The 24,393-nt window shown below is 54.8% G+C and carries 23 protein-coding genes; 4 read left to right on the forward strand and 19 right to left on the reverse strand.

What is annotated here, in order from left to right; all coding sequences use genetic code 11:
• Nucleotides 1-13: 13 nt before the first annotated feature.
• From ACR0AK_RS17635 to ACR0AK_RS17645, 3 genes are read right to left on the reverse strand one after another with little or no spacing between them, the layout of a single operon-like run.
• Complete coding sequence (locus tag ACR0AK_RS17635) at nucleotides 14-970, reverse strand: AAA family ATPase (RefSeq protein WP_170560516.1); 957 nt, start codon at nucleotides 968-970, stop codon at nucleotides 14-16.
• The gene (locus tag ACR0AK_RS17640) at nucleotides 960-2,276 is read right to left on the reverse strand and encodes a hypothetical protein (protein ID WP_170560517.1); all 1,317 of its coding nucleotides are present in this window, start codon (nucleotides 2,274-2,276) and stop codon (nucleotides 960-962) included. The genes ACR0AK_RS17635 and ACR0AK_RS17640 overlap by 11 nt, the downstream gene beginning before the upstream one ends.
• Nucleotides 2,273-2,932: a DUF4129 domain-containing protein gene (locus ACR0AK_RS17645; RefSeq protein WP_254452972.1), complete on the reverse strand. Its 660-nt coding sequence runs from the start codon at nucleotides 2,930-2,932 to the stop codon at nucleotides 2,273-2,275. The genes ACR0AK_RS17640 and ACR0AK_RS17645 overlap by 4 nt, the downstream gene beginning before the upstream one ends.
• A 257-nt stretch (nucleotides 2,933-3,189) precedes the next feature.
• On the opposite strand from ACR0AK_RS17645, the gene ACR0AK_RS17650 reads away from it, so the two are divergent.
• Entirely contained in the window at nucleotides 3,190-3,552 is a 363-nt protein-coding gene (locus tag ACR0AK_RS17650; RefSeq protein ID WP_480794319.1) for a hypothetical protein, read from the forward strand.
• Between the two features lie 101 nt (nucleotides 3,553-3,653).
• Here the strand turns inward: ACR0AK_RS17650 and ACR0AK_RS17655 are convergent, their stop codons facing one another.
• The 6 genes from ACR0AK_RS17655 to ACR0AK_RS17680 all read right to left on the reverse strand — a co-directional run bounded on the left by ACR0AK_RS17655 (nucleotide 3,654) and on the right by ACR0AK_RS17680 (nucleotide 10,983).
• On the reverse strand, nucleotides 3,654-4,082 hold the full coding sequence (locus ACR0AK_RS17655) for a hypothetical protein (RefSeq protein ID WP_480794320.1): 429 nt from the start codon (nucleotides 4,080-4,082) through the stop codon (nucleotides 3,654-3,656).
• 86 nt (nucleotides 4,083-4,168) lie between these two features.
• Nucleotides 4,169-6,568 (reverse strand): trimethylamine N-oxide demethylase, encoded by a 2,400-nt coding sequence (locus ACR0AK_RS17660; RefSeq protein ID WP_480794321.1) that lies wholly within the window; start codon nucleotides 6,566-6,568, stop codon nucleotides 4,169-4,171.
• The gene (locus ACR0AK_RS17665; protein ID WP_480794322.1) at nucleotides 6,565-6,936 is read right to left on the reverse strand and encodes a cupin domain-containing protein; all 372 of its coding nucleotides are present in this window, start codon (nucleotides 6,934-6,936) and stop codon (nucleotides 6,565-6,567) included. Before ACR0AK_RS17665 ends, ACR0AK_RS17660 begins: the two co-directional genes overlap by 4 nt.
• 1 nt (nucleotide 6,937) lies before the next feature.
• On the reverse strand, nucleotides 6,938-8,920 hold the full coding sequence (locus ACR0AK_RS17670; protein ID WP_480794323.1) for an ABC transporter permease: 1,983 nt from the start codon (nucleotides 8,918-8,920) through the stop codon (nucleotides 6,938-6,940).
• Entirely contained in the window at nucleotides 8,920-9,948 is a 1,029-nt protein-coding gene (locus tag ACR0AK_RS17675) for a quaternary amine ABC transporter ATP-binding protein (RefSeq protein WP_480794324.1), read from the reverse strand. Before ACR0AK_RS17675 ends, ACR0AK_RS17670 begins: the two co-directional genes overlap by 1 nt.
• 81 nt (nucleotides 9,949-10,029) lie before the next feature.
• Complete coding sequence (locus tag ACR0AK_RS17680) at nucleotides 10,030-10,983, reverse strand: ABC transporter substrate-binding protein (protein WP_170560525.1); 954 nt, start codon at nucleotides 10,981-10,983, stop codon at nucleotides 10,030-10,032.
• A gap of 236 nt (nucleotides 10,984-11,219) precedes the next feature.
• On the opposite strand from ACR0AK_RS17680, the gene ACR0AK_RS17685 reads away from it, so the two are divergent.
• Entirely contained in the window at nucleotides 11,220-12,155 is a 936-nt protein-coding gene (locus tag ACR0AK_RS17685; RefSeq protein WP_480794325.1) for a LysR substrate-binding domain-containing protein, read from the forward strand.
• A 122-nt stretch (nucleotides 12,156-12,277) separates the two neighbouring features.
• Here the strand turns inward: ACR0AK_RS17685 and ACR0AK_RS17690 are convergent, their stop codons facing one another.
• From ACR0AK_RS17690 to cyoA, 5 genes are read right to left on the reverse strand one after another with little or no spacing between them, the layout of a single operon-like run.
• Nucleotides 12,278-12,994, reverse strand: a complete 717-nt coding sequence (locus ACR0AK_RS17690; RefSeq protein ID WP_480794326.1) for an SURF1 family protein — start codon at nucleotides 12,992-12,994, stop codon at nucleotides 12,278-12,280.
• Entirely contained in the window at nucleotides 12,991-13,347 is a 357-nt protein-coding gene (cyoD, locus tag ACR0AK_RS17695) for a cytochrome o ubiquinol oxidase subunit IV (RefSeq protein WP_480794327.1), read from the reverse strand. Before cyoD ends, ACR0AK_RS17690 begins: the two co-directional genes overlap by 4 nt.
• Nucleotides 13,344-13,982 carry a cytochrome o ubiquinol oxidase subunit III gene (cyoC, locus tag ACR0AK_RS17700; protein WP_480794328.1) on the reverse strand — a complete coding sequence of 213 codons (639 nt, stop codon included), beginning with the start codon at nucleotides 13,980-13,982 and terminating at the stop codon, nucleotides 13,344-13,346. Before cyoC ends, cyoD begins: the two co-directional genes overlap by 4 nt.
• Complete coding sequence (gene cyoB, locus ACR0AK_RS17705; protein ID WP_480794329.1) at nucleotides 13,982-16,015, reverse strand: cytochrome o ubiquinol oxidase subunit I; 2,034 nt, start codon at nucleotides 16,013-16,015, stop codon at nucleotides 13,982-13,984. The genes cyoC and cyoB overlap by 1 nt, the downstream gene beginning before the upstream one ends.
• Before the next feature lie 33 nt (nucleotides 16,016-16,048).
• Complete coding sequence (gene cyoA / locus ACR0AK_RS17710) at nucleotides 16,049-17,110, reverse strand: ubiquinol oxidase subunit II (protein WP_480794330.1); 1,062 nt, start codon at nucleotides 17,108-17,110, stop codon at nucleotides 16,049-16,051.
• Nucleotides 17,111-17,307: 197 nt separating this feature from the next.
• On the opposite strand from cyoA, the gene ACR0AK_RS17715 reads away from it, so the two are divergent.
• Together ACR0AK_RS17715 and ACR0AK_RS17720 are read left to right on the forward strand one after the other, a co-directional pair.
• The gene (locus ACR0AK_RS17715; protein ID WP_480794331.1) at nucleotides 17,308-18,588 is read left to right on the forward strand and encodes an MFS transporter; all 1,281 of its coding nucleotides are present in this window, start codon (nucleotides 17,308-17,310) and stop codon (nucleotides 18,586-18,588) included.
• 741 nt (nucleotides 18,589-19,329) lie between these two features.
• A complete protein-coding gene (locus ACR0AK_RS17720) occupies nucleotides 19,330-19,959 on the forward strand; it encodes a helix-turn-helix domain-containing protein (RefSeq protein ID WP_170560533.1) in 630 nt (209 codons plus the stop codon).
• On the opposite strand, the gene ACR0AK_RS17725 is transcribed toward ACR0AK_RS17720, so the two are convergent.
• Genes ACR0AK_RS17725 through ACR0AK_RS17745 form a run of 5 tightly spaced genes read right to left on the reverse strand, consistent with a single transcriptional unit; the run spans nucleotide 19,937 to nucleotide 24,300 of the window.
• Nucleotides 19,937-20,434 carry a GNAT family N-acetyltransferase gene (locus ACR0AK_RS17725; RefSeq protein ID WP_170560534.1) on the reverse strand — a complete coding sequence of 166 codons (498 nt, stop codon included), beginning with the start codon at nucleotides 20,432-20,434 and terminating at the stop codon, nucleotides 19,937-19,939. The two genes, ACR0AK_RS17720 and ACR0AK_RS17725, sit on opposite strands and share 23 nt — an antisense overlap.
• Before the next feature lie 28 nt (nucleotides 20,435-20,462).
• The gene (locus ACR0AK_RS17730) at nucleotides 20,463-21,530 is read right to left on the reverse strand and encodes a heme-dependent oxidative N-demethylase family protein (protein ID WP_170560535.1); all 1,068 of its coding nucleotides are present in this window, start codon (nucleotides 21,528-21,530) and stop codon (nucleotides 20,463-20,465) included.
• 13 nt (nucleotides 21,531-21,543) lie between these two features.
• Nucleotides 21,544-22,506: a PDR/VanB family oxidoreductase gene (locus ACR0AK_RS17735; RefSeq protein WP_480794332.1), complete on the reverse strand. Its 963-nt coding sequence runs from the start codon at nucleotides 22,504-22,506 to the stop codon at nucleotides 21,544-21,546.
• Nucleotides 22,503-23,099, reverse strand: a complete 597-nt coding sequence (locus tag ACR0AK_RS17740) for a dimethylamine monooxygenase subunit DmmA family protein (RefSeq protein WP_170560537.1) — start codon at nucleotides 23,097-23,099, stop codon at nucleotides 22,503-22,505. The genes ACR0AK_RS17735 and ACR0AK_RS17740 overlap by 4 nt, the downstream gene beginning before the upstream one ends.
• A gap of 55 nt (nucleotides 23,100-23,154) precedes the next feature.
• Complete coding sequence (locus ACR0AK_RS17745) at nucleotides 23,155-24,300, reverse strand: aminomethyl transferase family protein (protein ID WP_480794333.1); 1,146 nt, start codon at nucleotides 24,298-24,300, stop codon at nucleotides 23,155-23,157.
• Between the last annotated feature and the right edge of the window lie 93 nt (nucleotides 24,301-24,393).

Raw genomic sequence — 24,393 nt, forward strand, 5'->3', positions numbered from 1 at the left:
GTGGACGGACGTATCAGCGGGGGGCCTCGATCTGGTTGAGGATGTTGTCAAGAACCATAGCAGAGCTCCGGCCTTCAATCTCGGCCGAGGCACCCAACACCACTCGATGGCGCAGTGCCGGTACGAAAAGCCGTTTGACATCATCCGGTATTGCGAAATCCCGCCCGTTTAATCCGGCCTGTGCCCGCGTCGCCGCCGCCAATGCATCAGCAGCACGGGTAGAAGCGCCAAAAGCAATTTCAGCGCTTTCCCGTGTTGCCCGAACCAGCCGCAGAATGTAGGCGAGAATATCGTCATCTAGAATGATACTGTCGATCAGCGCCCGGCTTTCCGCGAGAGCAGCTGCATCTAAGGTCTTTGACAGTACATCGGTTTCCATACCGCTTTCGATCGGGGCATTGGCATGCTGGCGCAGGATCGCGATCTCGATCGCTTCGGGAGGGAAGTCGATTTCAAGCTTAAAAAGAAACCGATCCAACTGCGCCTCGGGTAATGGATAGGTGCCTTGTTGCTCGATGGGATTCTGGGTGGCCACGACAATGAACTCGCTGCCCAAAGAATGATCGCTACCATCAATGGTAACCGTGCGTTCGTTCATTGCCTGCAACAGCGCCGCCTGGGTTTTGGGAGGAGCGCGGTTAATCTCATCCGCAAGGAGCACCTGAGTAAAGACTGGACCCCGCGTGAGGACGAAATCATTGGTCTGAAAATTGAAGATCGAGGTGCCCAGTACATCACCGGGCATCAAATCGGGGGTGAATTGGATACGCCCGAATTCCAAGTCCAGTGCTGCGGCAAAACTGCGAGCCAACAGAGTTTTGGCAGTGCCCGGCGGCCCTTCCAGCAGCACATGACCACGCGCAAAAAGCGAGATCAGAAGCAGTTCGACCACATCTTCCTGCCCTAGCACCGTTTTTCCGATCTCCGCACGCAAAGCTTCAGAACGCGCGTGTAATGTTTCAAGTGTCATTCGTTATCTGCTCCAAAAGCGCTTCAAGTTCATCCACATGGCGCATTGCCTCTGCCGCAGGAATCCGATGTGGAAGGTTCCGGATGGTCTTCAACACCGTTTCCAGCTTACGAGAGAGATCCGGATTGTGCCGTGCTACATAATCCAAAAAGACCTTTGGTTCGGCATAGTGATGGGCAAGCGCCGGGCCAAACAAGGCTGATGCTGAGGCCGCCAGCCGTGCCTTTGCGTATTCGCCGGTCAAAGCTCCGTCTTGATCTGACAGCCGCATTAGGCGCGCCCGCGCGCGCACTGCCAGCGACTTTGCGCTTGTATCGTCGTCATCCTCGGCCTGCACCGGGCCATAGCGTTGCCATGAACGCCAGATAAACAGCGCCAACGCCAGGACCCCACCCAGCCACAGCATCAGGAATGGCGGTCCAAAAAACTGCTTCAGATCGGTCCAGCTGCGTTCATAGCGCACGCTCTCCGCGGGATCCGATAGCCAGACTTCACGGCTGTAGTCGATCATCACGTTGCGTTCTGCCGCAAGAGAACTCAGGAGATTGTGCGCGATAGCTGCATTGTCGCCAATGCGCAGCCCATGATTGTTCAGCAAATCCGGGTCCGACAGCACCAGCACTCGCGCGTCGCTGCCACCTCTCGCCAGCGGGCACTCGGCCAGAAGCATAGCGTCTGAGTTGCCAATCAGCGGAGAACAGTCGGCGTTGGTGAATAGTTGTGCCGCATAGATTTGAGCGGAATGCCGGACGTCTTCGGCGTCAAAATAATCGAAATCCGTGAAAGGCGCGCGCGCGTATTCGATCTGTGCGTCCCTCTGTCCGGTCAACTGTTTTAGCACGGTTTCAATCTGCTGCTGCCGGCTTAGCAAAACCGGATGTGCCCGGCCGGTCAGCCGCATCCCGCTGCGCCATTTCGGCAGGATCAGAAGTGTCGGTACCCGGACAGCCTTTTCCAATACAGCGTCGAGCCGCAGATCGTATTCATCCTGCTGTAACAGCAGTTCCTCTTTAGTGCGCGGATGAACTCGGTCTTCGTCCAAGGAAGTATCGAATAGCGGCAGCACCAGCAGGCCAACGGTTTCCTGATCGACCTGCCACCCACCCAGAAAACTCTGCGCGCTTACCTCATTTGAATTTAGCCAGATCCGCAGCCCGTCAAACCCCGACGGAGAACTTCTCAGAACCTGCTGGCGTTGGGATATGACGTAAAAGACAGTAAACAGCAGCAGCGCCACGAAACCCAAAATAATCAGGGTCTCACTCCTGAAGCCACGTTGTGTTTCTTCGGTGGCCGAATGCGTCATTCGGGCATCTCAGTCAACAGCGGGCGGATCTCGGCAACATGGGCCTGGAAATCTTCCTCACTTACATCACGCCCTCCGAAATGCACCCTTTCGCTTGCCAGAACAAGATTGCGCAGCGCACTGAGGTAATTTTGGTCCTTTGGAAGATGACGTAATGCGTCGCGCGCGGTCCAGCTGCGCTGCAGCAGCACGCCATTGGCCTTAATCGCTGCACTCAGGGCGGCTTGCGCCAACTGGATCAAAGCTTCGCGTCGATCCCCGATGCGCAGGATCAAATTCAAGTTGCCCGGACTTGACGGCGTCGTTGTCGCGGCATGCGGTGACCGTCCCCCACGCTCGCTTTCCGTATTCTCGCCTTCGCGCCCCAGTGTAACGGCAAAGCCGCTACCGTAGCGGACAAAAACAAAGGCGATTGCCATGAGGATCGCGGCGGAAATCAGCATTGTCGGAAAATTCACACCGCCTTTTGTTGACCATCTATTTGTCTCAGACGGCGGACGAGGTTCCTGTGTCGTCTGCATCGGTGGCGGTGGTCTTGAGGGGTCATAGTAAGCTACGTCTGAATCGACACTGCTTATTCTTATCGCTTTCAGATAGGCTTCACCGCTTTCGCCGATCTCAACGGGATTTTCGGTAGCCTCTAGAGCAACTGTCATGTGAGGCACTAGTAAAAAGCTGGTTAAGTAAATCAATCGCAGGCAACGGCTCATGGGCTTATCGATAGTAGAATGCCTGTCGGCACGCAATCTTAAGTTGTTAACTGATCTCTTTTGGTTCTGGCGCGAGGTTCTCGAAGAAGAGATAAGCGATTCAACGAAGCGATAAGATACGACACCTGGCTTTGTTGTTGACGTCACGCGACGAAGATACGAGCAGGACTTAGTTAGTCAGGTTTCCCAAATTATTCCCGCCTATGAATTGGTTTGTGTTTAAAGCTCATCGCCTTTTGCTCAGGTTTGTCATCGCGATCACTGTATTCACAGTCGCCCTGTCGGTGCCATTTCTGGTGCAGCAACTTGATGGGAACACTAGTTCCGATCTGGGCAGCCTTCTATTTTTGACCGCTGCCGGTTTGATCGCCACCATCGCATTTTTAAGCGTGCCGGGACGGGACGACATGGTTGTCGCGCCCTTTAAGGCACGCCATATCTTTGTTCAGGTTGGAATATTTCTGTGCGGCGCTGTCATGATCACTTTGACCGGGCTGACAAGTATTGCCCTGATGCTAGCGCCCAAAAAAGAAGTCAAAGATGAAGTGTCTGAGGTACTCGCCTAGTGTTCGTTGTGGCCATGGACCCCTCCGTGAACAGCAGGCCTTGGCTGCATCTTCAAAAATTTACCTTTTTACATTGCTTTAAGCGAAACCAACCAAGGCCGTCAGGACCCGAATTCGGCGCTTAAAAAAACCAAAGTGCGGTTCAGCTGACTTTTGTCTTTTTTAGCAACTCGATAAACTCCATCTGCATGGATCAGTTCAAACAACATGTAACTATCCGGATGGTTGACAGGCGTGTCGCTGGGCAGTTGGTCACCACCTTTGCAATGTGTGACTTCGCCCGACAACTCGTCAAAGGCCGCTAAGGCGGCAACGTCCCGGAAGGGAAATTGCCAATAACAGGAAACGCCTTTGGAGTTGTTCAGGCCAACAAAGGTATCGCAATTTGCGCCTTCGGACTCGGCACCTGTAGTTAGGTAATCTTCAAGCAAAGAAACCCGGGTACATTCGTCCGTGAAACCAATAGTTGGTGCAAGCGCCGTCGTCATCGCCACTAAAGATCCAGCAATAAACGCTGCCGCGCTATTCATCGGTTCACCCGCAGTTGGTTATTCGAACAGGTATTCGACATTTGGCGCGATTTGCCGATGTAGCCCCCAAGTAAATGGTCAGCACTTCACTCAGCTGCATCTGGGACATTTGTTTCATGGTAGATGCCCTTCACGCGCTCTTTTGTCGGATCAAAATGAGGGAACGGCACGATTTTGGCTTTCAGCCGCTTTTGCTGCCCATCCAACTGACCGATTTCGATATCACCGCCGTCGATAGCGTGCGTAGTCGCAACCCGACCCAAAGCGATAACTTTGCCCAGAACAGGCGATTTCATCGCACTTGTGATTTCACCAACCTGCGCCTTTCCGATACGCACACAATCGCCCGGCGACGGAATTGTTCCGCCCTCGACCTCAAAACCAACCAGCTTGCGGTGTGGATGAGCCTTGCGTTCTTCAATCGCTGTGCGACCGATGAAATCATCGGTCTTTGACTTAAGCGGAACCGTAAAGCCGATACCAGCCTCGAAAGGATCGGTTTGGTCATCGAATTCCGACCCAGCAAAGATCAAACCACCTTCGATCCGCAGCATGTCGAGCGCTGCAAGACCTAGAGGAGTAACTCCATACTCCTGACCTACCTCCCAGACACGATCAAATATCTCGACCGCGTCATTGGGGTGACAGAAGATCTCATATCCCAACTCGCCAGAGTAGCCAGTCCGGGAAATAACCACTGACGTCCCCTGAACATCACCAACCCGAGCAACGGTCAGCCGGAACCACGGCAGTTCTTCGATCGTGGGCTGCTGGGGCGGCGTCCAGAAAATCTTTGACAGGATTTCTCGGCTGTGTCGGCCCTGTACTGCAATGTTGTGCAATTGATCAGTCGAATTGCGAACCCAGACGTTCATGTTTCGCTTGAGCGCTTGCTCCTGCAGCCACAAGCCACTGGTGTCATTGCCGCCAATCCAACGGAAATTGGTCTCACCCAGCCGATAGACTGTGCCATCGTCGATCATCCCGCCGTGTTCATAGCACATGGCCGTATAGACGACCTGACCAACGCTTAGTTTCTTCATGTTGCGGGTCACGCAGAGCTGCATCAACTCTTCCGCGTCAGGTCCAACGATCTCGTATTTTCGCAATGGGCTAAGATCCATGACGGCAACCTTGTCCCGGCAGGCCCAGTATTCAGCAATGGCGCCATGATTGGTCATCGTGTTGGGCAGCCAATAGCCGTTGTATTCGACAAAATCACGGGTATGCCGCGCAAAGCAGTCGTGAAATGCTGTTTTCTTGGTTTCTTCCACATCCGCCTCCGCAGATTTTCTGTAGCCGTAGGATCGTTTGAAATCCTCGGTCGCCTTGTAGGTTCGCACCTGAATATCAGTTGGGTTCCAGCCATTTGCTGGGTCAATGTCGCATGGACAACCGGTACTGACGCAGACCAGATCGGTCAGCGCGCGCAGCAGGACGAAATCGCCCGGTCGCGACCACGGATCGTCCATTCCGATAGCGTTGGTTTCATCCAGCATCGTGTTGAAAAAGAAATTGATCGCAGGCCAACCACCGCGCGGCTTGATGCCATACTGGTCCAGATCCTTGTTTATATTGTCCGAGCAATTCACATGGCCCGGATAACCAAGATCTTCGTAATATCGCGCGGTGCAGGCGAGACCAAAGGTGTCGTGACGCCCGCACGTATCCTGCACGATCTCAACCAGAGGTTCCTGATCTACCGACCAGTATTTCGAGAATATGCCCGGTTGCGGATAGAGGCTGCCCATCAGGCTGCGTGTTGTGGTCGGGTCGATCTCGCGCTCGATCCCCTGATCCAGTGCGCGGCGGCTGAACGCCTGAAAATCCGAGCACTCGCGGCCACGGACATCCACGATCTGAATGAACTCTCCGGCCTTGACCTCGTAAGACTTCGCGTTGCCCGGCTGGATATTGATATCCTTTAGCGGATCGGCCAGCGGATCAGGCGGACCCACATCGGGTTTTTCCAGACCGGGCGCCGAACGTTGAATGTACAGGATGATATCTGTGGGTGGGTTGTTGCCTTCTGGGCGCATTGCCTCACCCGGTGCGGCGACGATCAGAAGACCATCATTTTCAGCAACGAAATGCACCATGTCGCCGGGGCGCGACCCGTCCGTAAAGGCCCGGATTGCATCGCCATTTCCAATATCGAACCCGGCAACTTCTAAGGCGCGCAACACTTTCTTGCCGGAGGGCGAACCGTTTGCCAAGGTCGCTATCAAGCCGTCGGGACGCCCATGGCCCACAGTGCCCAGCATAGCTGCATCAGAACTTCGGTCAGGGGCAAAGAAGACCATTTCGGCCGGTTGCATTCCATCGCGGTCCAGCAGCGTGATTGTATCCCCTTTGGACACCGGAACAGCGCGCGACCCCATTCCGGGGACCGGGTGACGTTCCGTTCCGTGCGGCAGGATCGGAAGGCCGGGGGCCAGAACGCCGCTTCGTTCGAACGGAACTTCGAATACCGGTTTCACATTCATAATGCACCTTCCTGAATGGATTCCGTTGCACCTCGATGCGTGACCACCAAAAGGCATCCCGCATCGGTTCGCGAATAGTGGCTTGACCCGGCTGTCAGGCTGACGAAATCCCCGCTGCGGTAGCGAAACCCATCGTGATCAGTCAGATCGCCTTCAAGCACAAAGAACTCTTCCGGCCCGTGATGAATATGCGGATTTGAACGGGTACCCGGAGCCATTTTCATCAGATAGCTTCCTTGCCCGGTTTCCTCATCAAAGCTGACATTCTTCCACCAGACCTGTTCATCAGGCAGGCCTTCCATCCGCATCGGCACAAATCCGGGGCCGTCGAAACGGGCAACGGTGCGTGTGTTGTGACGCTTAGTCATCTCAATCAAGCCCCAGTCGCTTTTTACGTTTCTCGGCCCAACTGCTGATCGCCATGTCAAATGTCAGTGCCATTAGGGAGACATTCAGGCCCAGAACAAAGTTCTTACCAAGTTCGGTACCCGCCAGTGTTCGTTGCAGCTCCTGTCCCAGGTCCTGTGTGCCGATAAAGGCCGCGATGATGACCATGAAAAAGGCGAACATGATTGCCTGATTGAACCCGACCGCCATTGTCGGCAGGGCCAGCGGGAACTGCACGGACATCAGCTTTTGCCGCCGGGTCGAGCCGGACATATCAGCAGCCTCGGTCATTTCTGGAGGCACGCTGCTGAGGCCAATAATAGTGTACCGGATCAGCGGCACGGCTGCGAAGATCAGGATCGAGAAAACAACGGCCACATCATTTACGCCAAACAGCATGATCGCCGGAATCAGGTAGATGAAGCTTGGGAAAGTTTGAGCGGTGTCGCAGGCCAACAAGATGCTCTTGGACCAACGTTGTGACCGAGCCGCGACTACACCCAGCGGAATGCCGATCAGGGTCGCCAGAGCGACGGCCGAGATCACTGTGTACAGCGTGATCACCGACCGATCCCACCAGCCGGAGAACGCGACAATCGTAAAGAAGATTGCAGCGTAGATACCAGGTTTTCGCCCGCCAACCCAATATGCGAAGGAAACTACCAACAGGATAAAGGCGGGTGTGGGTATAGCCAGCAGCGTATTGCGGAAGGGGATCAGAACCTTGACGTTCAGAAACCAGCGCAACCATTCGGTTGTTCCCTTGATTACGTCTATGGCCAGAAAGGACTTGATCACCACGTCGATTTCTTTGCCCTGGCTCAGATGTTGCTTGCGGCCAACTTCAGCCAGGATCGGGAAAATCTGCGCGAGCAAAGTAAACCCAACGAACAGACCCAAAGCGACCAGCGAGATTTGGTGCCGTTTCCACCACGGCGTCCCACGTTCAAAATGAACAGGTTGTTTGACGACCCAGGCCTTGGACATCCGATCAAGGGTTACAGCCAGAAGCACGATGGTCACACCGATCTCAAAAGACCGCCCGAGTTTGAAGCTACCCATCATTGCCAACAGCTTGGCGCCAAGACCGGGCATGCCGATAAAGGCGGTCAAAACCACCATCGCCAGACACAACATGATCACTTGGTTAACGCCAACCAGAACCTCGGTGCGTGCAGCCGGAACATAGACGTGGCGCAGCATCTGCCAACGGGTGCAGCCTGACATCTGCCCGGCTTCAATCACTTCGGGGCTGACCTTCTTCAAGCCCAGAGTGGTCATCAGGATCATCGGTGGGATGGCAAATGTAATTGTCGCGACGGCCCCTGCTGTTGGTCCGACCTTGAAGAAGATCACCGCTGGCAAGAGGTACGTGAAGAAAGGCAAGGTTTGCAGCACTGACAGAATGGGCTTCAGCATCCGTTCGAACCAGCCGTATTTCCAGGCGGCAATGCCCAGAACCAAGCCCAGAAGAAATGCCAGAGGAGCCGCCACCACGATGACGGACATCGTTTGCATGGCGATTTTCCATTGCCCGATTGCCGCGGTCCAGATGAAGGTTCCAGCCCCCAACGCGGCGAGCCTCCAGCCACCTACAGCGTAGCCGACAACTGCTGCCACAGCGGCGATTGCGGACCATGGGATCGGGCCCAGATAGGGCCAGCGCCGCTTGCCCTCCAGCAGGTTCGCAGACGTATCCAGCAAGAACTCCAACGGGCCTTCTGCAATAAAGCGAGTGACATAGATCAGGCCGAGGTCGTTTTGAATGAAGTTGAAGATTGCATCCAGAATCTGTGCAGTTGGCGGTATTGCGGCTTCTGGAATTCGGTTCAGCCATTCAGGCAGAATGCCCACGGCCTTAGCAAGGATCAGCGCAAAGGCCGTGACAAGCAGTGCCGTAAGGACTTTGGTCCGTCCAGACGTCCTATCGGATGTGTCCGGTATTTCGGTGGACAGCGTGGCCATCATTCGGCTCCAAGCAGAACGTTCAACGCGGTGTTGCGGTCCAGAACGCCTGTTACAACGCCTCTGTCATTGGCGACCGGCAAAAGGATCCTGTCGTCGTTGACCAATACGCGCGCCAGTTCGTGAATGGTTGAGGCACCATTGATCGGGGCGCCTTCAAGCGCATGACCGTTTACGGGTTTTGCCAGCCCTTTCGCGTGAACGACGCGGGCTTTGTCGATGTCCTCGGTAAACTTGGCCACGTATTCGGTAGCGGGATTCATCACGATCTGGTCCGGGGTGTCACATTGCTCGACCGCTCCGTTGCGCATGATGGCAATCCGGTCGGCCAAGCGCAGCGCCTCGTCAAAGTCATGCGTGATGAAGACGATGGTTTTGCCCAACATCTCTTGCAGACGCAGGAATTCATCCTGCATTTCACGGCGGATCAGCGGATCAAGCGCCGAGAATGGTTCATCAAGAAACCAAATATCTGGTTCGATAGCTAAGGATCGGGCGATACCTACCCGTTGCTGTTGGCCGCCACTTAGTTCGCGCGGGAAGTATTCTTCCCGGCCTTCAAGGCCAACCAGTTTGATGACTTCCAGCGCACGTTCGCGCCGGTCGTGGCGATCCTGTCCACGCATTTCCAGCGGGAAGGCCACGTTGTCCAAAACAGTGCGATGCGGCAGCAATCCGAAGGACTGGAACACCATGCCCATTTTGTTGCGGCGCAGTTCAATCAACTCGCGTTCGCTCAGGCTCATGATGTCCTGACCGTCCACCTCAATCGTTCCACCTGTGATGTCGTGCAGGCGTGAGAAGCACCGCACCAGCGTCGATTTACCCGATCCCGACAACCCCATGATGACCAGCATCTCACCCCGGTCCACTTCGATCGAGACATCCTTGACCCCGGCGATGTACCCATCTGACCGGATCTCATCAAAGCTGCGACCCGCGGGTATGGATTTCAGATAGCTCTCTGGCGAGGGCCCAAACAGTTTCCAGACATTTTTGGCTGAGATGACGGGCGCGGTGGCGGACATGGCTGCCTTTCTTTCTTGTTAAGCGCGGCCTTGCATCGATGTGGTAGACAAGGCCGCGCCAGTTTCGGTTGTGTAACCGGATTATGCGCTGCAGGCGCTGATCCAAGGATCAACAACGTCGCGATTGGCGTCCAGCCATTCCTCGGCCGCTTCTTCCGGCTCAAGCTCATCTGTGTCGACCAGCTTCGCCATTTCAGCAATCTGAGGGTTGGTGAAAGAAATCTTGGTCAGGGTGCAATATGCGGCTGGCCATTTGTCTTTCATCCCGTCCCATGCAGCCTTTTTCAGGTAACCCTTAGCAGGGTTGCCACAGTCATACAGCGCCTCCGGGTTGGGTCCCTTGGCCGGGTCTGTGTCGCATCCGTCTTCCCATGCCGGGAATTCAACAAACTCACCGGGCCAAACAGCTTCGGCAAAGTTTGGCGTCCAGTTAAACACGAGAACCGGTTTCTTGTCGGCCTCAGCTGCGCCAATTTCAGCCCAAAGAGCCGCCGCGGAACCCGCGTTGATGACGGTAAAGTTCAGATCCAGCGCTTCGGCGCGTTCCTTACCATGCTTCAACCAGTCGACCGGCCCATCCAGATAGCGGCCTTTATCGCCGGTTTCAGCCGTGGCAAAAAGATGTGCGCAATCGTTCAGTGCCTGCCAGTCAGGCAGACCGGGGCAGGATTCCTTGGTCCACATTGGATACCACCAATCCTCGCGCGTGACCGCGTCGTGATCGCCAGCGTCATGCAGACCACCTTTTTCCAGTGCAGCCCGATAAGACGCACCAAAAGCACCTTCCCAGACCTCCATTTCCAGCGCGACATCCCCGAGACGCACTGATTCATAAACCGCCTGACTGTCGGTGGTGACATATTCGACGTTGTTGCCCATCTCTTCGAAAATCAGTCCAACGACGTTGGACATTACGATCTGACTGGACCAGTTGTGAATTGGGATCACGATTGGGTCGCTGCTGTCTTCAGCAATCGCACCTGTTCCCGCTACTGCTGCCAAGGTTGCAGCAGAAAGTAGGTTTGAAAGTTTCATGTTTGCTCCCTGAGTGACGTTCATTTTAAGTTAGGGACTCTTCCGGCCCCGACTTCGAGCATTCTGCCCAAGATCGTCCAAGGCGCAGAACAGAGATTTGAGGGGCCTTGACCATAATTTCTTGAGGCTAATTTGACTTTTTGCTATCTTAACAGGCAGTTGCCTGTTCGAGTGCCGACAGATGCGTGCAACTTTTTTTGATCGTAACCTCGTCCAGCTCGGGAAATTGCCCCCAAATGCCAAAAAAAGCGCAAGTCACCGGGAAAGTTCTGCCGCCGTTGGACTACTTGTTAGCGTTTGAGGCCGCGGCCAAGGCACAGAGTTTTGCGCAAGCAAGCAAGGTTCTGAACATCTCAGAAACCGCAATCAGCCGCAAAGTACGTTTGCTGGAACAGCACTATGACGTGCCGTTGTTTGTACGAGGGCATCGCTCTGTTTCCCTTACCCAGCAAGGGGCGATCTTGCTGGCAACCGTTGAAAAATCACTGGACATGATGCGGGACGTCAGCCGTGACATGCTGGCCAAACATCAGGCCAATACGGTTTCGATCTCTGCGACCAATTCTGTTGCGTCTCTTTGGCTGATGCCACAACTTCGCAAGTTCAACAAATCCAATGGCCGTATCCGTATCTCTCTGGTGTCTTCGGATAGTGACGCAGAATGCCTGTCGGATTCAATGAACCTGACAATTCTGCGTGGGGATGGGGACTGGCCGGGATACGAGGCAAAGCTTTTGTTCGGAGAAACCGTTTTTCCGGTTTGCAGCCCCGAATACCTTAAAAGCAATCCAAATGCGGCGGATCTGTCCGCGTTGCCGGAACTAGACCTTATTGAAGTCACCAGCGCCCACGCAGAATGGATGACATGGCGCGCATGGTTCAGCGGCAATGGTGTATCGACGTCATCCATGGAGCAGGCTGTGGCCTTCAACACCTATCCTTTGTCAATTCAGGCTGCGGTGGATGGTTTGGGAATTGCATTGGGCTGGGCTCACCTGGTTGACCCTCTGCTTGAAAGCGGCGCTTTGGTCAGACCAGTTCAGGGCGCATCAGTGCGAACTCAGTCAGGGTACTACTTGCTGAAAAGGCCTATTCAAAATGCTTTTCCAGAGCAGCTAATTGTCGAGGATTGGTTGCTCGGTCTCAGCGCCGGTCGAAAAAGATACGCCTGACCCAGATTGCGCGCAGCTGCGTTCGGATGATGCAATCGTCACCGGACATTAGGCGAATTTATAGAGAGGCCCAGCCAACTTTTTTCGCGTGCCGGATTGCGGGTGTGCCGCTCAGCCATCAGTCAGCTACCATGCCTCACCCGGTGGGCCTGCCACAATATCCCACCTAGCGCGATCGCAAACAACGCTGCCATCGCATACCAGGTCAAAGCATACGCCAAATGCGTGTTCCGGAACCGCACAATCGTCAACCCCCCGCGGGGCCAGGCTTCGGGCGCACCGGTGTGATCCGCATCGATGAAATAGGGCATCGTAAGGCCAAGCTGCAGCGCGTTGGACAGTGCCACGGTGTCGCGCGATACCCAACGGTCCAGACCCGGATCATTGCGTTCCAGCAAGGTCCCATCCGGTTCGGTCGGGCGCAACAGGCCCGAGATCGTTTCAGGCGCAGCGCTCCACAATGCCGGATCCTTCTGGCCAGGCGGCACGAAGCCGCGATTGACCCAAATGATACCAGCCGGCCCCTGCATCGGGTTCATCACCCAGTAACCGGGACCCAGTTCGGTCACAGCTTTGACCAGAACAGCCTCGTCGTCGGTATAGCTGCCCTGCAGCGCCACGCGCAGATAGGTATGCTGTTCCGGGTCAAACGTAACCGGCGGTGTGACGGGCGCGCCATAGGCGCGGGTCTCGACCGCCGCAATCAGATCCTGTTTCCACACCAAGCGTCGCATCTGCCAGTTTCCCAGCAGGACAAACACTACGATCAACGCCGCACAAAGCACCAGTAACAGGACCGAAAGCCAGCGCGGCCGCCCAGCGCTGCCCTGATCGGTCATGGCAGATTACGCACCCGCTCGATCTGTTCATGGGCAGGCATCATGTTTTCTTCAAGGTTGAACATGACCCAGATTGACCCGGCTAGCACGATGACCAGCAGTAGAAGTGTCAGCCCCAGTGACATCACCTGCCACCCCGCCTCAACCTTCAGCGTCACATGCAGGAAATAGTGGATGTGAACCATCATCTGCGTCGCACCAAGGACAAAGATGATCGCTACCGCCCAGGCGGTATTTTCCACCACATCGCCCAATACGATCCAGAACGGGATCAACGTCAGCACAACAGACAAACCAAACCCTATAACGTAGGATTTGAAAGTGCCCCCGGCCCCTTTTGCGTGATCGCTCATAGCAGCACTCCCGTTAGGTAAACCAAGGAAAAGACGCCGATCCAAATCAGGTCGAGGAAATGCCAGAACAGGCTCAGACACATCACCCGTCGCCGGTTCTCGGGCGTCAGCCCATGCAATCCAAGCTGCGTCAAAAGAACGATCAACCAGATGCTTCCGCCCAGCACATGCAACCCGTGGGTCCCGACCAGAAAGAAGAACGACGAAAGGAAGGCACTGGCCATCGGGGTCGCACCGATGTGCCACAAGTGGGTGAACTCCAGCAGTTCCAGATACAGAAACCCGGCCCCGAATAGCACGGTGACGATCAGCCAAAACACGGTGCCGCGCAGATCGTCCATTTCCATCCGCAAGACTGCAAACCCGTAGGTGATCGAGGAAAACAGCAGCGCAAAGGTCGCAACCAGTATCATCTGGATATCGAACAGATCGGCAGGCGCCGGCCCGGCGGCATAGTTACGGCCCAGCACCCCATAGGTCGCGAAAAGGATGCCGAAGATCAGGCAATCGCTCATCAGGTAGATCCAGAACCCCAGCATGGTTCCGGTTTCGTGATGCTCTTCGTGATCGTCCCCGTGATGGGGCTCTTCTATGACAAAGAACTCATTCGACTGTTCGGTGTCTGTCTGCGCCATTATTCTGCTGCTCCTGCCAGCAACCGGGTCCGCTGTTCCTCGATCTCGCGCACTTCGTCGGCTGGAACATAATAGTCGCGATTATAGTTGTAGGTGTGCCCGATACCATAGATCAAAGTCGCGGCGAAACTGACGACAGCCAGCCACCAGATATGCCAAATCAGCGCGAACCCCATGACAGTCATCAGACCCGCCATGACAACACCCGTCGCGGTATAGCGCGGCATGTGAATCGGTACGAAACCTTCGGTCGGGCGAACAAAACCTTCACGCTTCATCTGGGTAAAGGCGTCCAGGCCATGAACCCGTGGAGTAAAAGCAAAATTGTAATAGGGCGGCGGAGATGACGTCGACCATTCCAGCGTCCGCCCATCCCATGGATCGCCTGTTACATCGCGCAGCGCATCGCGGTTGCGGATCGAGACATAGATCTGGACCAGAAACGCCGCGATACCGGCCGCTACAAACAGCGCACCGATCAAAGCGACGATAAAATACACCGAGTAGAAGGTGGTTTCAAACTGGCTCAGACGGCGGGTGACGCCCATCAGGCCAAGCACATAAAGTGGCATGAAGGCCAGATAGAACCCGATCAGCCAACACCAGAAACTTACCTTGCCCCAGAATGGCTCCAGCTTGAAACCGAATGCTTTGGGCCACCAGTAGATGATGCCAGCAAAGATGCCAAAGACCACGCCCCCGATGATCACATTGTGGAAATGCGCAATCAGGAACAGCGAATTATGCAGCACGTAATCGGCGGGCGGCACCGCCAGCAGTACCCCGGTCATACCGCCGATCACAAAGGTCAGCATAAAGCCCATGACCCACAGCATTGGTGTCTCGAACCGGATGCGACCCTTGTACATGGTGAACAGCCAGTTGAATACCTTGGCCCCTGTCGGGATCGAGATGATCATGGTGGTGATGCCGAAAAAGGCGTTCACATTGGCCCCTGCGCCCATGGTGAAAAAGTGGTGCAGCCAGACCAGATAGCTTAGGATCATGATCACACAGGTCGCATAGACCATCGAGGTATAGCCAAACAGCCGCTTGCCGGTGAAGGTCGGCACGATTTCCGAGAATATTCCAAAAATCGGCAGGATCAGAATGTAGACCTCTGGGTGACCCCAAATCCAGATGAGATTCACATACATCATCGGATTGCCGCCCAGTTCATTGGTGAAGAAATGGGTGCCCAGATAGCGGTCGGCAGTCAGCAGCGCCAAAGTGGCCGTCAGCACCGGGAAGGTCACGACTATCAGGATATTGGTGCACAACGACGTCCAGACAAACACCGGCATCCGCATCCAGGTCATGCCCGGTGCCCGCATCTTAACGATCGTCACAACAAGGTTGATCCCCGACAACGTTGTGCCGATCCCGGCGATATTGAGCGACCAGAGGTAGTAATCCATGCCAACGCTGGGGCTGTATTCCAGCCCCGAAAACGGCGCATAGGCCAACCAGCCCGCCGTCGAGAACTCGCCCACGAACAATGACAGCATGATCAGGATTGCGCCCGAGACGGTCAGCCAGAAACTCAGGTTGTTCAGGAATGGAAATGCCACATCGCGGGCACCAATCTGCAGCGGCATTACGTAATTCATAAAGCCGGTGACAAAAGGCATCGCCACGAAAAAGATCATAATCACGCCATGGGCGGTAAAGATCTGGTCATAGTGGTGCGCGTTCAGATACCCTTCTCCGCCGCTTGCTGCGATGGCCTGATGGCCCCGCATCAGCAACGCATCGGCAAAGCCCCGAAGGAGCATGATCAGACCCAGAACCATATACATGATCCCGATCTTCTTATGGTCGATGCTGGTGAACCATTCTTTCCAGAGATACCCCCAGAGGCGGTAGTAAGTCAGAGCCCCGACAACGGCCAATCCGCCGAGCAAGACAACGATGAACGTGACCAGCACGATCGGTTCGTAGAAGGGAAACACGCCCCAAGACAGTTTGCCCCAGAATGGGTCCACACCCGAAACATGGGCGATACCGTCAGCGGCTTCGTGAGATAGCGACATAGCGTTATCTTTCCAGTTCTTATTCGTTTCAGGTCAGTTTGCGGGCGCCGGAGGAACCAGCGTCATCGCAGCAATAATTTCATCTTCGCGGATACGCATCTCTGGCCGGATCATCGCCATCAAAGCACCGGGGTCATCGGCTGAGCAGATGCCGCGGAACATCTCACGGTTCCAAAGACCCTCAAGGCCGCCACCGCCCAGTGCATCAACCATCATCATGTCGTTGAGACAAAGCGAGTCGTCCTCGATACACAGGTTGACGATCTTGTCCCAAAGTCCGGTTTCAACCGAATTGTAGTACGTCACCGGGTGGGAAATGCTGGGTTGGTTCAGGCTGGCAAGTGTTTCGCGATCCAGTTCAGAACCCTGCGCGCGCACCTGTTCGACCCAAGCATCGAACCCCACCTGATCGTGCCCGTGGAACTTGAACCGCATCTGCGAGAAGCCTTCGCCGCTGTAGTTGGCCGAGAACCCGTCATAGACACCCGGTTTGTTGATCACCGCATTCAACTCAGTCTGCATCCCGGACATGGCATAAATCTGCCCTGCCAGCGCCGGCACAAAAAAGGAGTTCATAACCGTGGTCGAGGTGATCTCGAACTTGATCGGGCGATCGACTACCGCGGCGACCTCGTTGACTGTTGCGATGCCTTCTTCGGGATAGATAAACAGCCACTTCCAATCCATCGCTGAAACCTGGATCACCATTGGCTCGACAGCGGGATCAATCTTTTCGACGTCAGATATCCGGCGTAACGGCTGATATGGGTCAAGCCTGTGCGTAGCCACAAAGGTCAGCCCGGCCAGACAAATGATGATCGCCAGCGGAACCGACCAGATGATGATCTCTAGGCTGGTGGAATGATCCCAATCCGGCTCGTAGCTCGCCTCTTTGTTCGACTCGCGATACTTCCAACCGATGAACACAGTCAGTGCGATCACCGGAACGATCACAATCAGCATCAGGACCGTGGAGTAAATAATCAGGTCGGCCTGCTGCGTCGCGACATCGCCGGACGGGTCCAGCACGACCATGTCGCATCCTGCAAGTGCAACCAACGACAACACAATCGCCACGGGGAAAGCGCGCTTCATATTCGGGCCCTCTCGGATCGGTAATGGACTGAAAAATCTTCAAGCTGGCGAGACATTTCAACTACCTCTGCTTGCAAGGCCCCTTGTGCTGTTTTCCGTCTCGTGCTGCAATGCGACAAATAATGACTTACAGAATTACCTTTTTTCGGCGTTTCGGCAAGGATGGGTTTTCTGAATACTCAGTGCAGGAGTATATCATGACAAGCGTTGACAGCACATCGCGCTATGCCGCGACGGTTGATGAAATAATCACTACCGTCGTCATGGCGCGGGTGACGGATTTCTTTGGGTTCTTCGTCTATGCCATTGCATCGGCGCTGGTTTTTCCAAAGCTTTTTTTCCCAATGCTCGACCCGCTGTTCGGCACGCTGGCATCCTTTGCAATCTTTTCGCTGGCCTTTCTGGCGCGCCCGGTGGCCAGCCTTGCCGCACGCACCTTGCAGTATAAGATCGGCCGGACCGGAAAGGTGACACTGGCGCTTGGGTTGCTCGGAACCTCAACCGTGGCGATCGGATTGTTGCCCGGATATGAAAAAATCGGCTGGCTGGCGCCGGTCCTGTTGGCTGCGTTGCGCATCCTGCAGGGGCTTGGGCTGGGCGGTTCATGGGACGGTCTGACCCTGCAGCTTCAACATGCTGCACCCGCCAATCGCAAGGGTGTATATGCTATGGTTCCACAATTGGGAGGTCCCGTCGGGTTTGTTGTCGCGGCATCAATCTTTTTTGTGCTGACCGGCTTTCTGACTGAAGACGAATTCATCAAATGGGGCTGGCGCTTTGCGTTCTTTGCGGTAATGGCAGTGAATGTGGTCTCACTCTATGCGCGGGTCCGGCTATTGAATTCCGATCTGGGCATTGACCCGAAAGTTACTGAATCGGCGCCGCTTGGAGATCTGGTTCGAAATGAGGGGCGCACGATCCTGCTGTGCGCGTTCTTGCCGTTAGCCAGCTATGCACTGTTTCACATGATGACCGTTTTTCCGCTGGCCTTTGCTGCGATCTATGAAAGATACGAAATCCCTGAGGTGTTGACTGTCCAGCTTATCGGCGGCGCCCTTGCGATCGTGACCGTATTTGTCTCGGGCTTGCTGGCGGATCGCTATAGCCGCCGCTTTGTCATCCGGCTCAGCTCGGTCCTGATTGTTATACTCAGCCTGACGATCGGTCTACTGGCCCACTACCCTTCAGCATTTCTGATCTTCGGGTTTATGGTTCTGGGTCTGGCATATGGGCAGGCAAGCGCCATCGTACCGAAACGTTTTCCGGCGCGCTATCGCTACTCGGGCTCTGCAATGGCAACTAACCTGTCCTGGATCATTGGTGCGGCCTTTGCGCCGCTGGTTGCTATAGGGCTGACTGCGATGCTCGGCCTTTGGGCGGCCGGCCTCTATTTGCTGTCTGGTGCGGTGATTAGCTTTGTAGCCCTGCACCTGCTGAACCGGCACCTTCCGAGCGAAAGCACATCCGAGTCGATCTGACATCGGGCGCTGCAAAGCGCCCCCGGTCAGCGGTGTCTAATGCCTGCAGCGGAAGGTCATCAAGCATCCAGGACCAAGGAAAGCGAACCGGGTCGGACATGAGCAAGAGCATGGAACCTGCTTCGATGATAGCTTTATCTAGCGCGGAGAAAGACTAGCGCATGACGCCGACTTCGACGAGTTTGCTGCAGATGTCGGGTATCACATCGTCATCGGCAAAGATCACGTACACACGCTCACCCGAATTGCCGGTTCTAGAGATTCGGCGCACGTAGCCGAACTATGCTTCTGTAGCCGTTACAAAATAGGCCAGTTTTCCAGGGTCTATATCTGAAAGAAAGTTGGGAATATCCAGCGCCGCGAGCCGTTATACCGACAGGTCATGCAGGTCATTAGTGGGCGCCGTGATCCTTTGCGGAGTCTTCCAAAACCGCCACTGTGTCACCCGAGTTGCTCACGATCATCCACTCGCCATCTCCAATGTTTGATTTAATGCGATCATCAAGGATGTCGACCTGAGGGAGCTACAGAACACACCATCCAAAACGCGGGTTGTTAACACCAACTGCGTAAATTCTATCGCTGGCATTTCCCTGGCAGCATGAATATTTTACTATCAGGAAAAATTGAACTACGATTTTCTGAAATGGAATGGGCCTGCGCCGCCCCTGCTTGCGGAACCGGTTAAGGTAAGTGTAGCAAGACACTGAAAGTGTAAAATTGAAGAAAAAAGACAAAGAAATGGCGGTTAATCTGACGCAGGACCCACATTCCGTTCGTTCGGGTGGCAGAGAAAAAGTTCTTGAAGTTGCCATTGGCCGCGAAGTTCGCGCATTTCGCAAAAAGCAAAACGTGACAGTCGCGGAACTGGCCCAGCTGACCGGATTGTCGATTGGCATGCTATCAAAGATCGAAAACGGAAACACGTCTCCTTCCTTGACGACTCTGCAATCTCTCGCCGATGCGCTTTCGGTTCCTTTGACGAGCTTCTTCAGACAATTTGAAGAACGTCGCGAGGCGGTTCATACAAAAGCAGGTGAAGGCGTTGAGCTGGAGCGCGAAGGCACTCGTGCCAACCACCAATACAATCTACTGGGACATATCGGTGCCAATGGATCAGGTGTGATTGTCGAACCCTACCTGATCACATTGACTGCAGAGTCCGACGTGTTCCCAACTTTCCAACATGGAGGCATCGAAACGATATACATGTTGGAAGGCGAGGTGGATTACCGCCACGGCGACCAGATTTACCCACTAAAGCCCGGGGATACCCTTTTCTTTGACGCCGACGCACCGCATGGTCCGGAACGGCTGGTCAGTCTACCAGCGCGCTATATCTCGGTGATTAGTTATCCGCAGACAAACTGATTGGCTTTCGCAGCAAGAAATCCGTTGGTCTCTCGTAGCCTTCGTGACTGCCTGTACCGACGATCGTAAATCCAAGCCTTGAAAACACACGATGGTTTTCAGAGAGTTCCACGCGCGTTTCCAGCTCCAAAGTTGGCAGACCAAGCTCTGCCGCGCGGAATGCAGCATGATCAACCAACGCGCGGCAGATACCCTGCCCCCGCATGTCTTCTTTCACGGCCAACTTTCCCAGATACAAGCTGTTGGATTTGGGTGTTAGAAACATGCACGCATAAAGCGGCCGCCCGATAGCCCAGATTTCACCATCGCCCTGACAATGAGCCTGCATTGCACCCAAGGACAAACGGTGAATGGATGACGGAGGGTCTATCCTGCCATCCATATACTGAAATGACGCACGAAGCAGTGCAAGCGCGTCATGTAATGCAACATCATCGCTCGAAATAAGCCAAGGCGTTTTGTCCGGGTCAGTCATTTCAGCTAGAAAATTTCCTTCGGCCAGCTTACTTTTTCAGAGGCGGTTCCGTTTCCAAATCCGGCCAGACTCCAGGAGAAGTCGGCAGCCCGTCATCATACTGGCTGAGATATTCCAGCATCATCGGGCGGTTGTCGATAAACCCCTTATAGGTGGCTAACTCTTCAGGAAGATCCCGAATGACCCTGTGCAGCCGTCGACCCCATTTGGGAACGGTCATCAGATCCTGAAAACTGCACAGATAGCAGCGGATCGGAAACACCAGCGCGTTAGATCGCGGCAAGCGGAAAAAGGTTTGCAACTCGACCCGTAGATGTTGCTTGTGGGCAATGTTTTCCGGCGTCAGCGTGGTCTTTTGAATACCCCACTTGTGATAGTTCTCGGGGCTGGTATCCAGCAACGGGTTTACCGTCATAGTCCAGTTCAGACGTCGTGCCGGTGCGCCCTGTTGGATGTTCAGCAGGAATTTCAGCGCGCGCTGAAAGATCCCCATCTCATGCGCTTTTGGAACTGGCGCGTGCCATTCAAAAAAGTTCATACCGATGTCGAAATCCAGACTCCAGTCGGCTTGGGTCGTCACCATTCCGGCGTCCATCCACAGCATCTCGTCGCGCTGATCAAGCACGGCGAAATCGCCCTGTGCCTGACGGGTAATGTATTCCATCGGCCCGTAAGGCAGCGTGGTTTCGTCCATGAAGGTAAAGCTGTGATCAATCCCCAGCGGCTTATTGATCCAGCGCCACTGGTTGCCGTTGCGGTGCAGCTCGAACAGGTCCGGGTAGTCCTCGGATTTGCTGACCATGATCAGTTCCAGCAAGTCCCAACCCGCCAATGTCATATGCGGCAACGACTGACAGCGCAGCGGGTCCTGATCCAGAACTATGGCCCGATCTTTCATTTCCGAGACATAATGCTCATCAACATCGAACCGCATTTCATAGACCGAGCCCTCGGGACCACCCCGATGTTGTTCCATGTTGACGGAATACATGTAGCTGTCTTCGTGGAACGGGAACGGAAAGCGTTTGATCGCCCATTCCGAGTTGTGAAACGTATAGTCGTCGCGGAAGGATTCGTCGTTGAATTGAATGGTCATGTTGGGCCTCCTCTCAGCGGTCCAGCACGAGGGACTTTCCCTCGAAACGCGATACGCAGGGCATGATTTTCTTGCCTGCTGCCTTTTCTTCGTCAGTCAGCCAGTGATCGCGGTGAACAAAGTTTCCAGCGTGATCCAGCACAACGGTTTCACACTGACCACAAGCCCCTCCGCGGCACAGATACGGCGCGTCCACACCTTCGCGTTCGATGGCTTCCAGAAGGCTTTCGTTCTCGCCCACATGCACGACCTTGTCCGACGCGGCCAGACGCACTTCGAACGGTTTGCCGGGCTGTGGGGCCAGAAACTCTTCGTAATGCACGCAGTCCTCGGGCCAGCCTTCGGCGGCTGCAGTATTGCGCACCCGGTCGATCATGCCCTTGGGGCCGCAGACATAGACATGCGTGCCCAAAGGTTGCCCGCTGAGCAGGTTTTTCAGATCAATCTGCTGATTCTGATCGTCGTAATACAGATGCGTTTCATTCGGGTGCCGGTCTGTAAGCTGATCCGCATAGGATGCCAGTGCGTGGTTGCGGCAAGCATAGTGCAATTCCCAATGACCGTGCAGCAATTCCAACTGTTTGATCTGGGCCAGAAACGGAGTGATCCCGATGCCACCGGCCAGAAACAGATGTTTGCGGGCGCGAAGGTCAAGCGAGAACAGGTTGACCGGATAGCTGATAGTCATTTCATCGCCGAGCTTGACCTGACGGTGCATAAATAACGATCCCCCCCTGCCACTATCATCGCGGCGAACAGAGATCGTGTAGGATGACTGATCAAACGGATCCGACATCAGCGAATATGGATTCAAGCGGGTGATACCGCCGTCCTGCATTTCGACAACGGTATGCGCACCGCCCGAAAAAGTCGGCAATTGTCCACCGTCAACACGTTCAAACCGGAATCGCGTTACCAGTTCGTTCAACGGGGTGATTTCAGTCACTTTGACCTGGATTTTTTCGGCGCCGCTCATTCGTAGATCCCTTTCGGCTCGGGCACGTTGCCATGATCCTCGGCATCGACACGGACGCCTTGGTAGGCGGCATGACGGCGGGAATAGTGGTCGCGCACAAACAAGTTCAGCCCGCAATGCGAGCAGACAAAAGGATCAATTTCGACGTTTTCGGTGATGCCCTTGCAATGCACACATTGCATCCGACGCGCAACCGACCCGCGATGTTCCGTTTGAATTGCGGTATGCGGAAGTCCAACAGCCACCACTTCGTTCATGGCCTGGCCCATCATCCCCTCTGTGCCAGTCAAATAGACCTGCAATCCCATATGCGCGTCTTCCAGGACACGGCGAATACGGGGCAGCGCGGCCTCATAGGACGGACCTTCGTAGAACTGAGCGGGGTTCAGCGCTTGTAGTTTTTCAGAAAAATCCGACCCTTTGGGAAGAAAGATCAGATGGGATTTAGCCATCAGATCGGGTGTCGCTATGCCAAGAACCGCCTCGGCCCCTTCGGCCTCGGCGATTATGAGATGATGTTCACCTGAGCGAACCTCTAGCGTACCCCAGACCGGGCGGCTTGCGATTGACTTGGGAAATTCGAACTTTGACATTGTGCCCTCAAATAGGAAAAGGGCGCCTCGGTTTGACCGTTGCGCCCCCTTAAACTCAGCCCTTTGCGGTTCTGATCGATTTGTCCTGATCGTAGAACGGCATCTCTTCCGCAGTCGCCGCTATTTCTGTCCCATCACCGTTGCGGACCGTCAGCTGGGTGCCGGGTGAGGCACAGGCGACCGGCATACGGGCGATACCAACATTGTGCCCATTGATTTCGGAATACATGCCGAAGGTGACAACGCCGACCTTTTCGCCGTTTTGCAACAGGTCCGCGCCTTCATCTGCCGCGGTCGTGCCGTCAAGTTTGACGCCGTAGATCTTGAACCGTTCTTTGCCTTGCGAAGCATAGTGGTTCTCGGCTCCGATAAAGCCAGTTTTCCCGGGTGACACAGTGAATTCCAAACCCAGTTCCCAAAGAGTATCGCCGCATGTTTCATCGTCGAACGGATAGGTTTCCGAGTTATCACCGGGGTAAAACAGCAGATAGCTTTCGGTGCGCAGCAGATCGAGCGTCGAGAACTGGACCGGCACGATGCCCATGTCTTTGCCCTCGGCCAGAATGTTGTCCCACAGGTGTACGGCGTGCTTGGCCTGACAGAAAATCTCATACCCACGCTCACCGGTGTAGCCGGTCCGCGAAATCATGACCGGACAGCCGTATAGTTTGGTTTGCATGATCCCAAAATAAGCCAGATCACGAATTCCGGGAATGTGCTTGGCCAGGAAATCAACGGCCACCGGTCCCTGCAGCGACATGTCGTGCATGTCGTCGTCAAAAATGACCGAGCAGTTCTTTCCAGCCGCAACCGATGTCAGCTGCTCCATGCCTGTCCCCGTACCATGCACGACAAGCCATGTGTTCACCGATAAGCGATAAATGATGCAATCATCAACGAACTTGCCTTCGGCATTCAGTATCGAGGCATAGGTCGACCGACCCGGCATGATCTTTTCCACATTGCGCGTGGTGACGCGGTCAATGACATAGGCAGCATCTTCACCGACCACGTGGACCTTTTTGAGGCCGGATACATCCATGAGACCAGCTTTGGTTCGGATGGCTTCGTAGTCGGCTTTGGCACGTTCCGGGCTATGGTCATAGAACCATGCGGTTCCCATACCGTTCCAGTCCTCAAGTTCGCCGCCGATTTCGGCGTGGCGCTGCGCAAGGGCGGACGTCCTCCAAAGAATGGCCATGGTGCAACTCTCCCGTTGATTGCTTTTTTGTTGCCCATATTGAGGCCGATGTCCGATTGAAAATCAACACTTGTGTGCAGAATTTTTTCCTGA

This window comes from Ruegeria sp. BI12 (assembly GCF_056537985.1).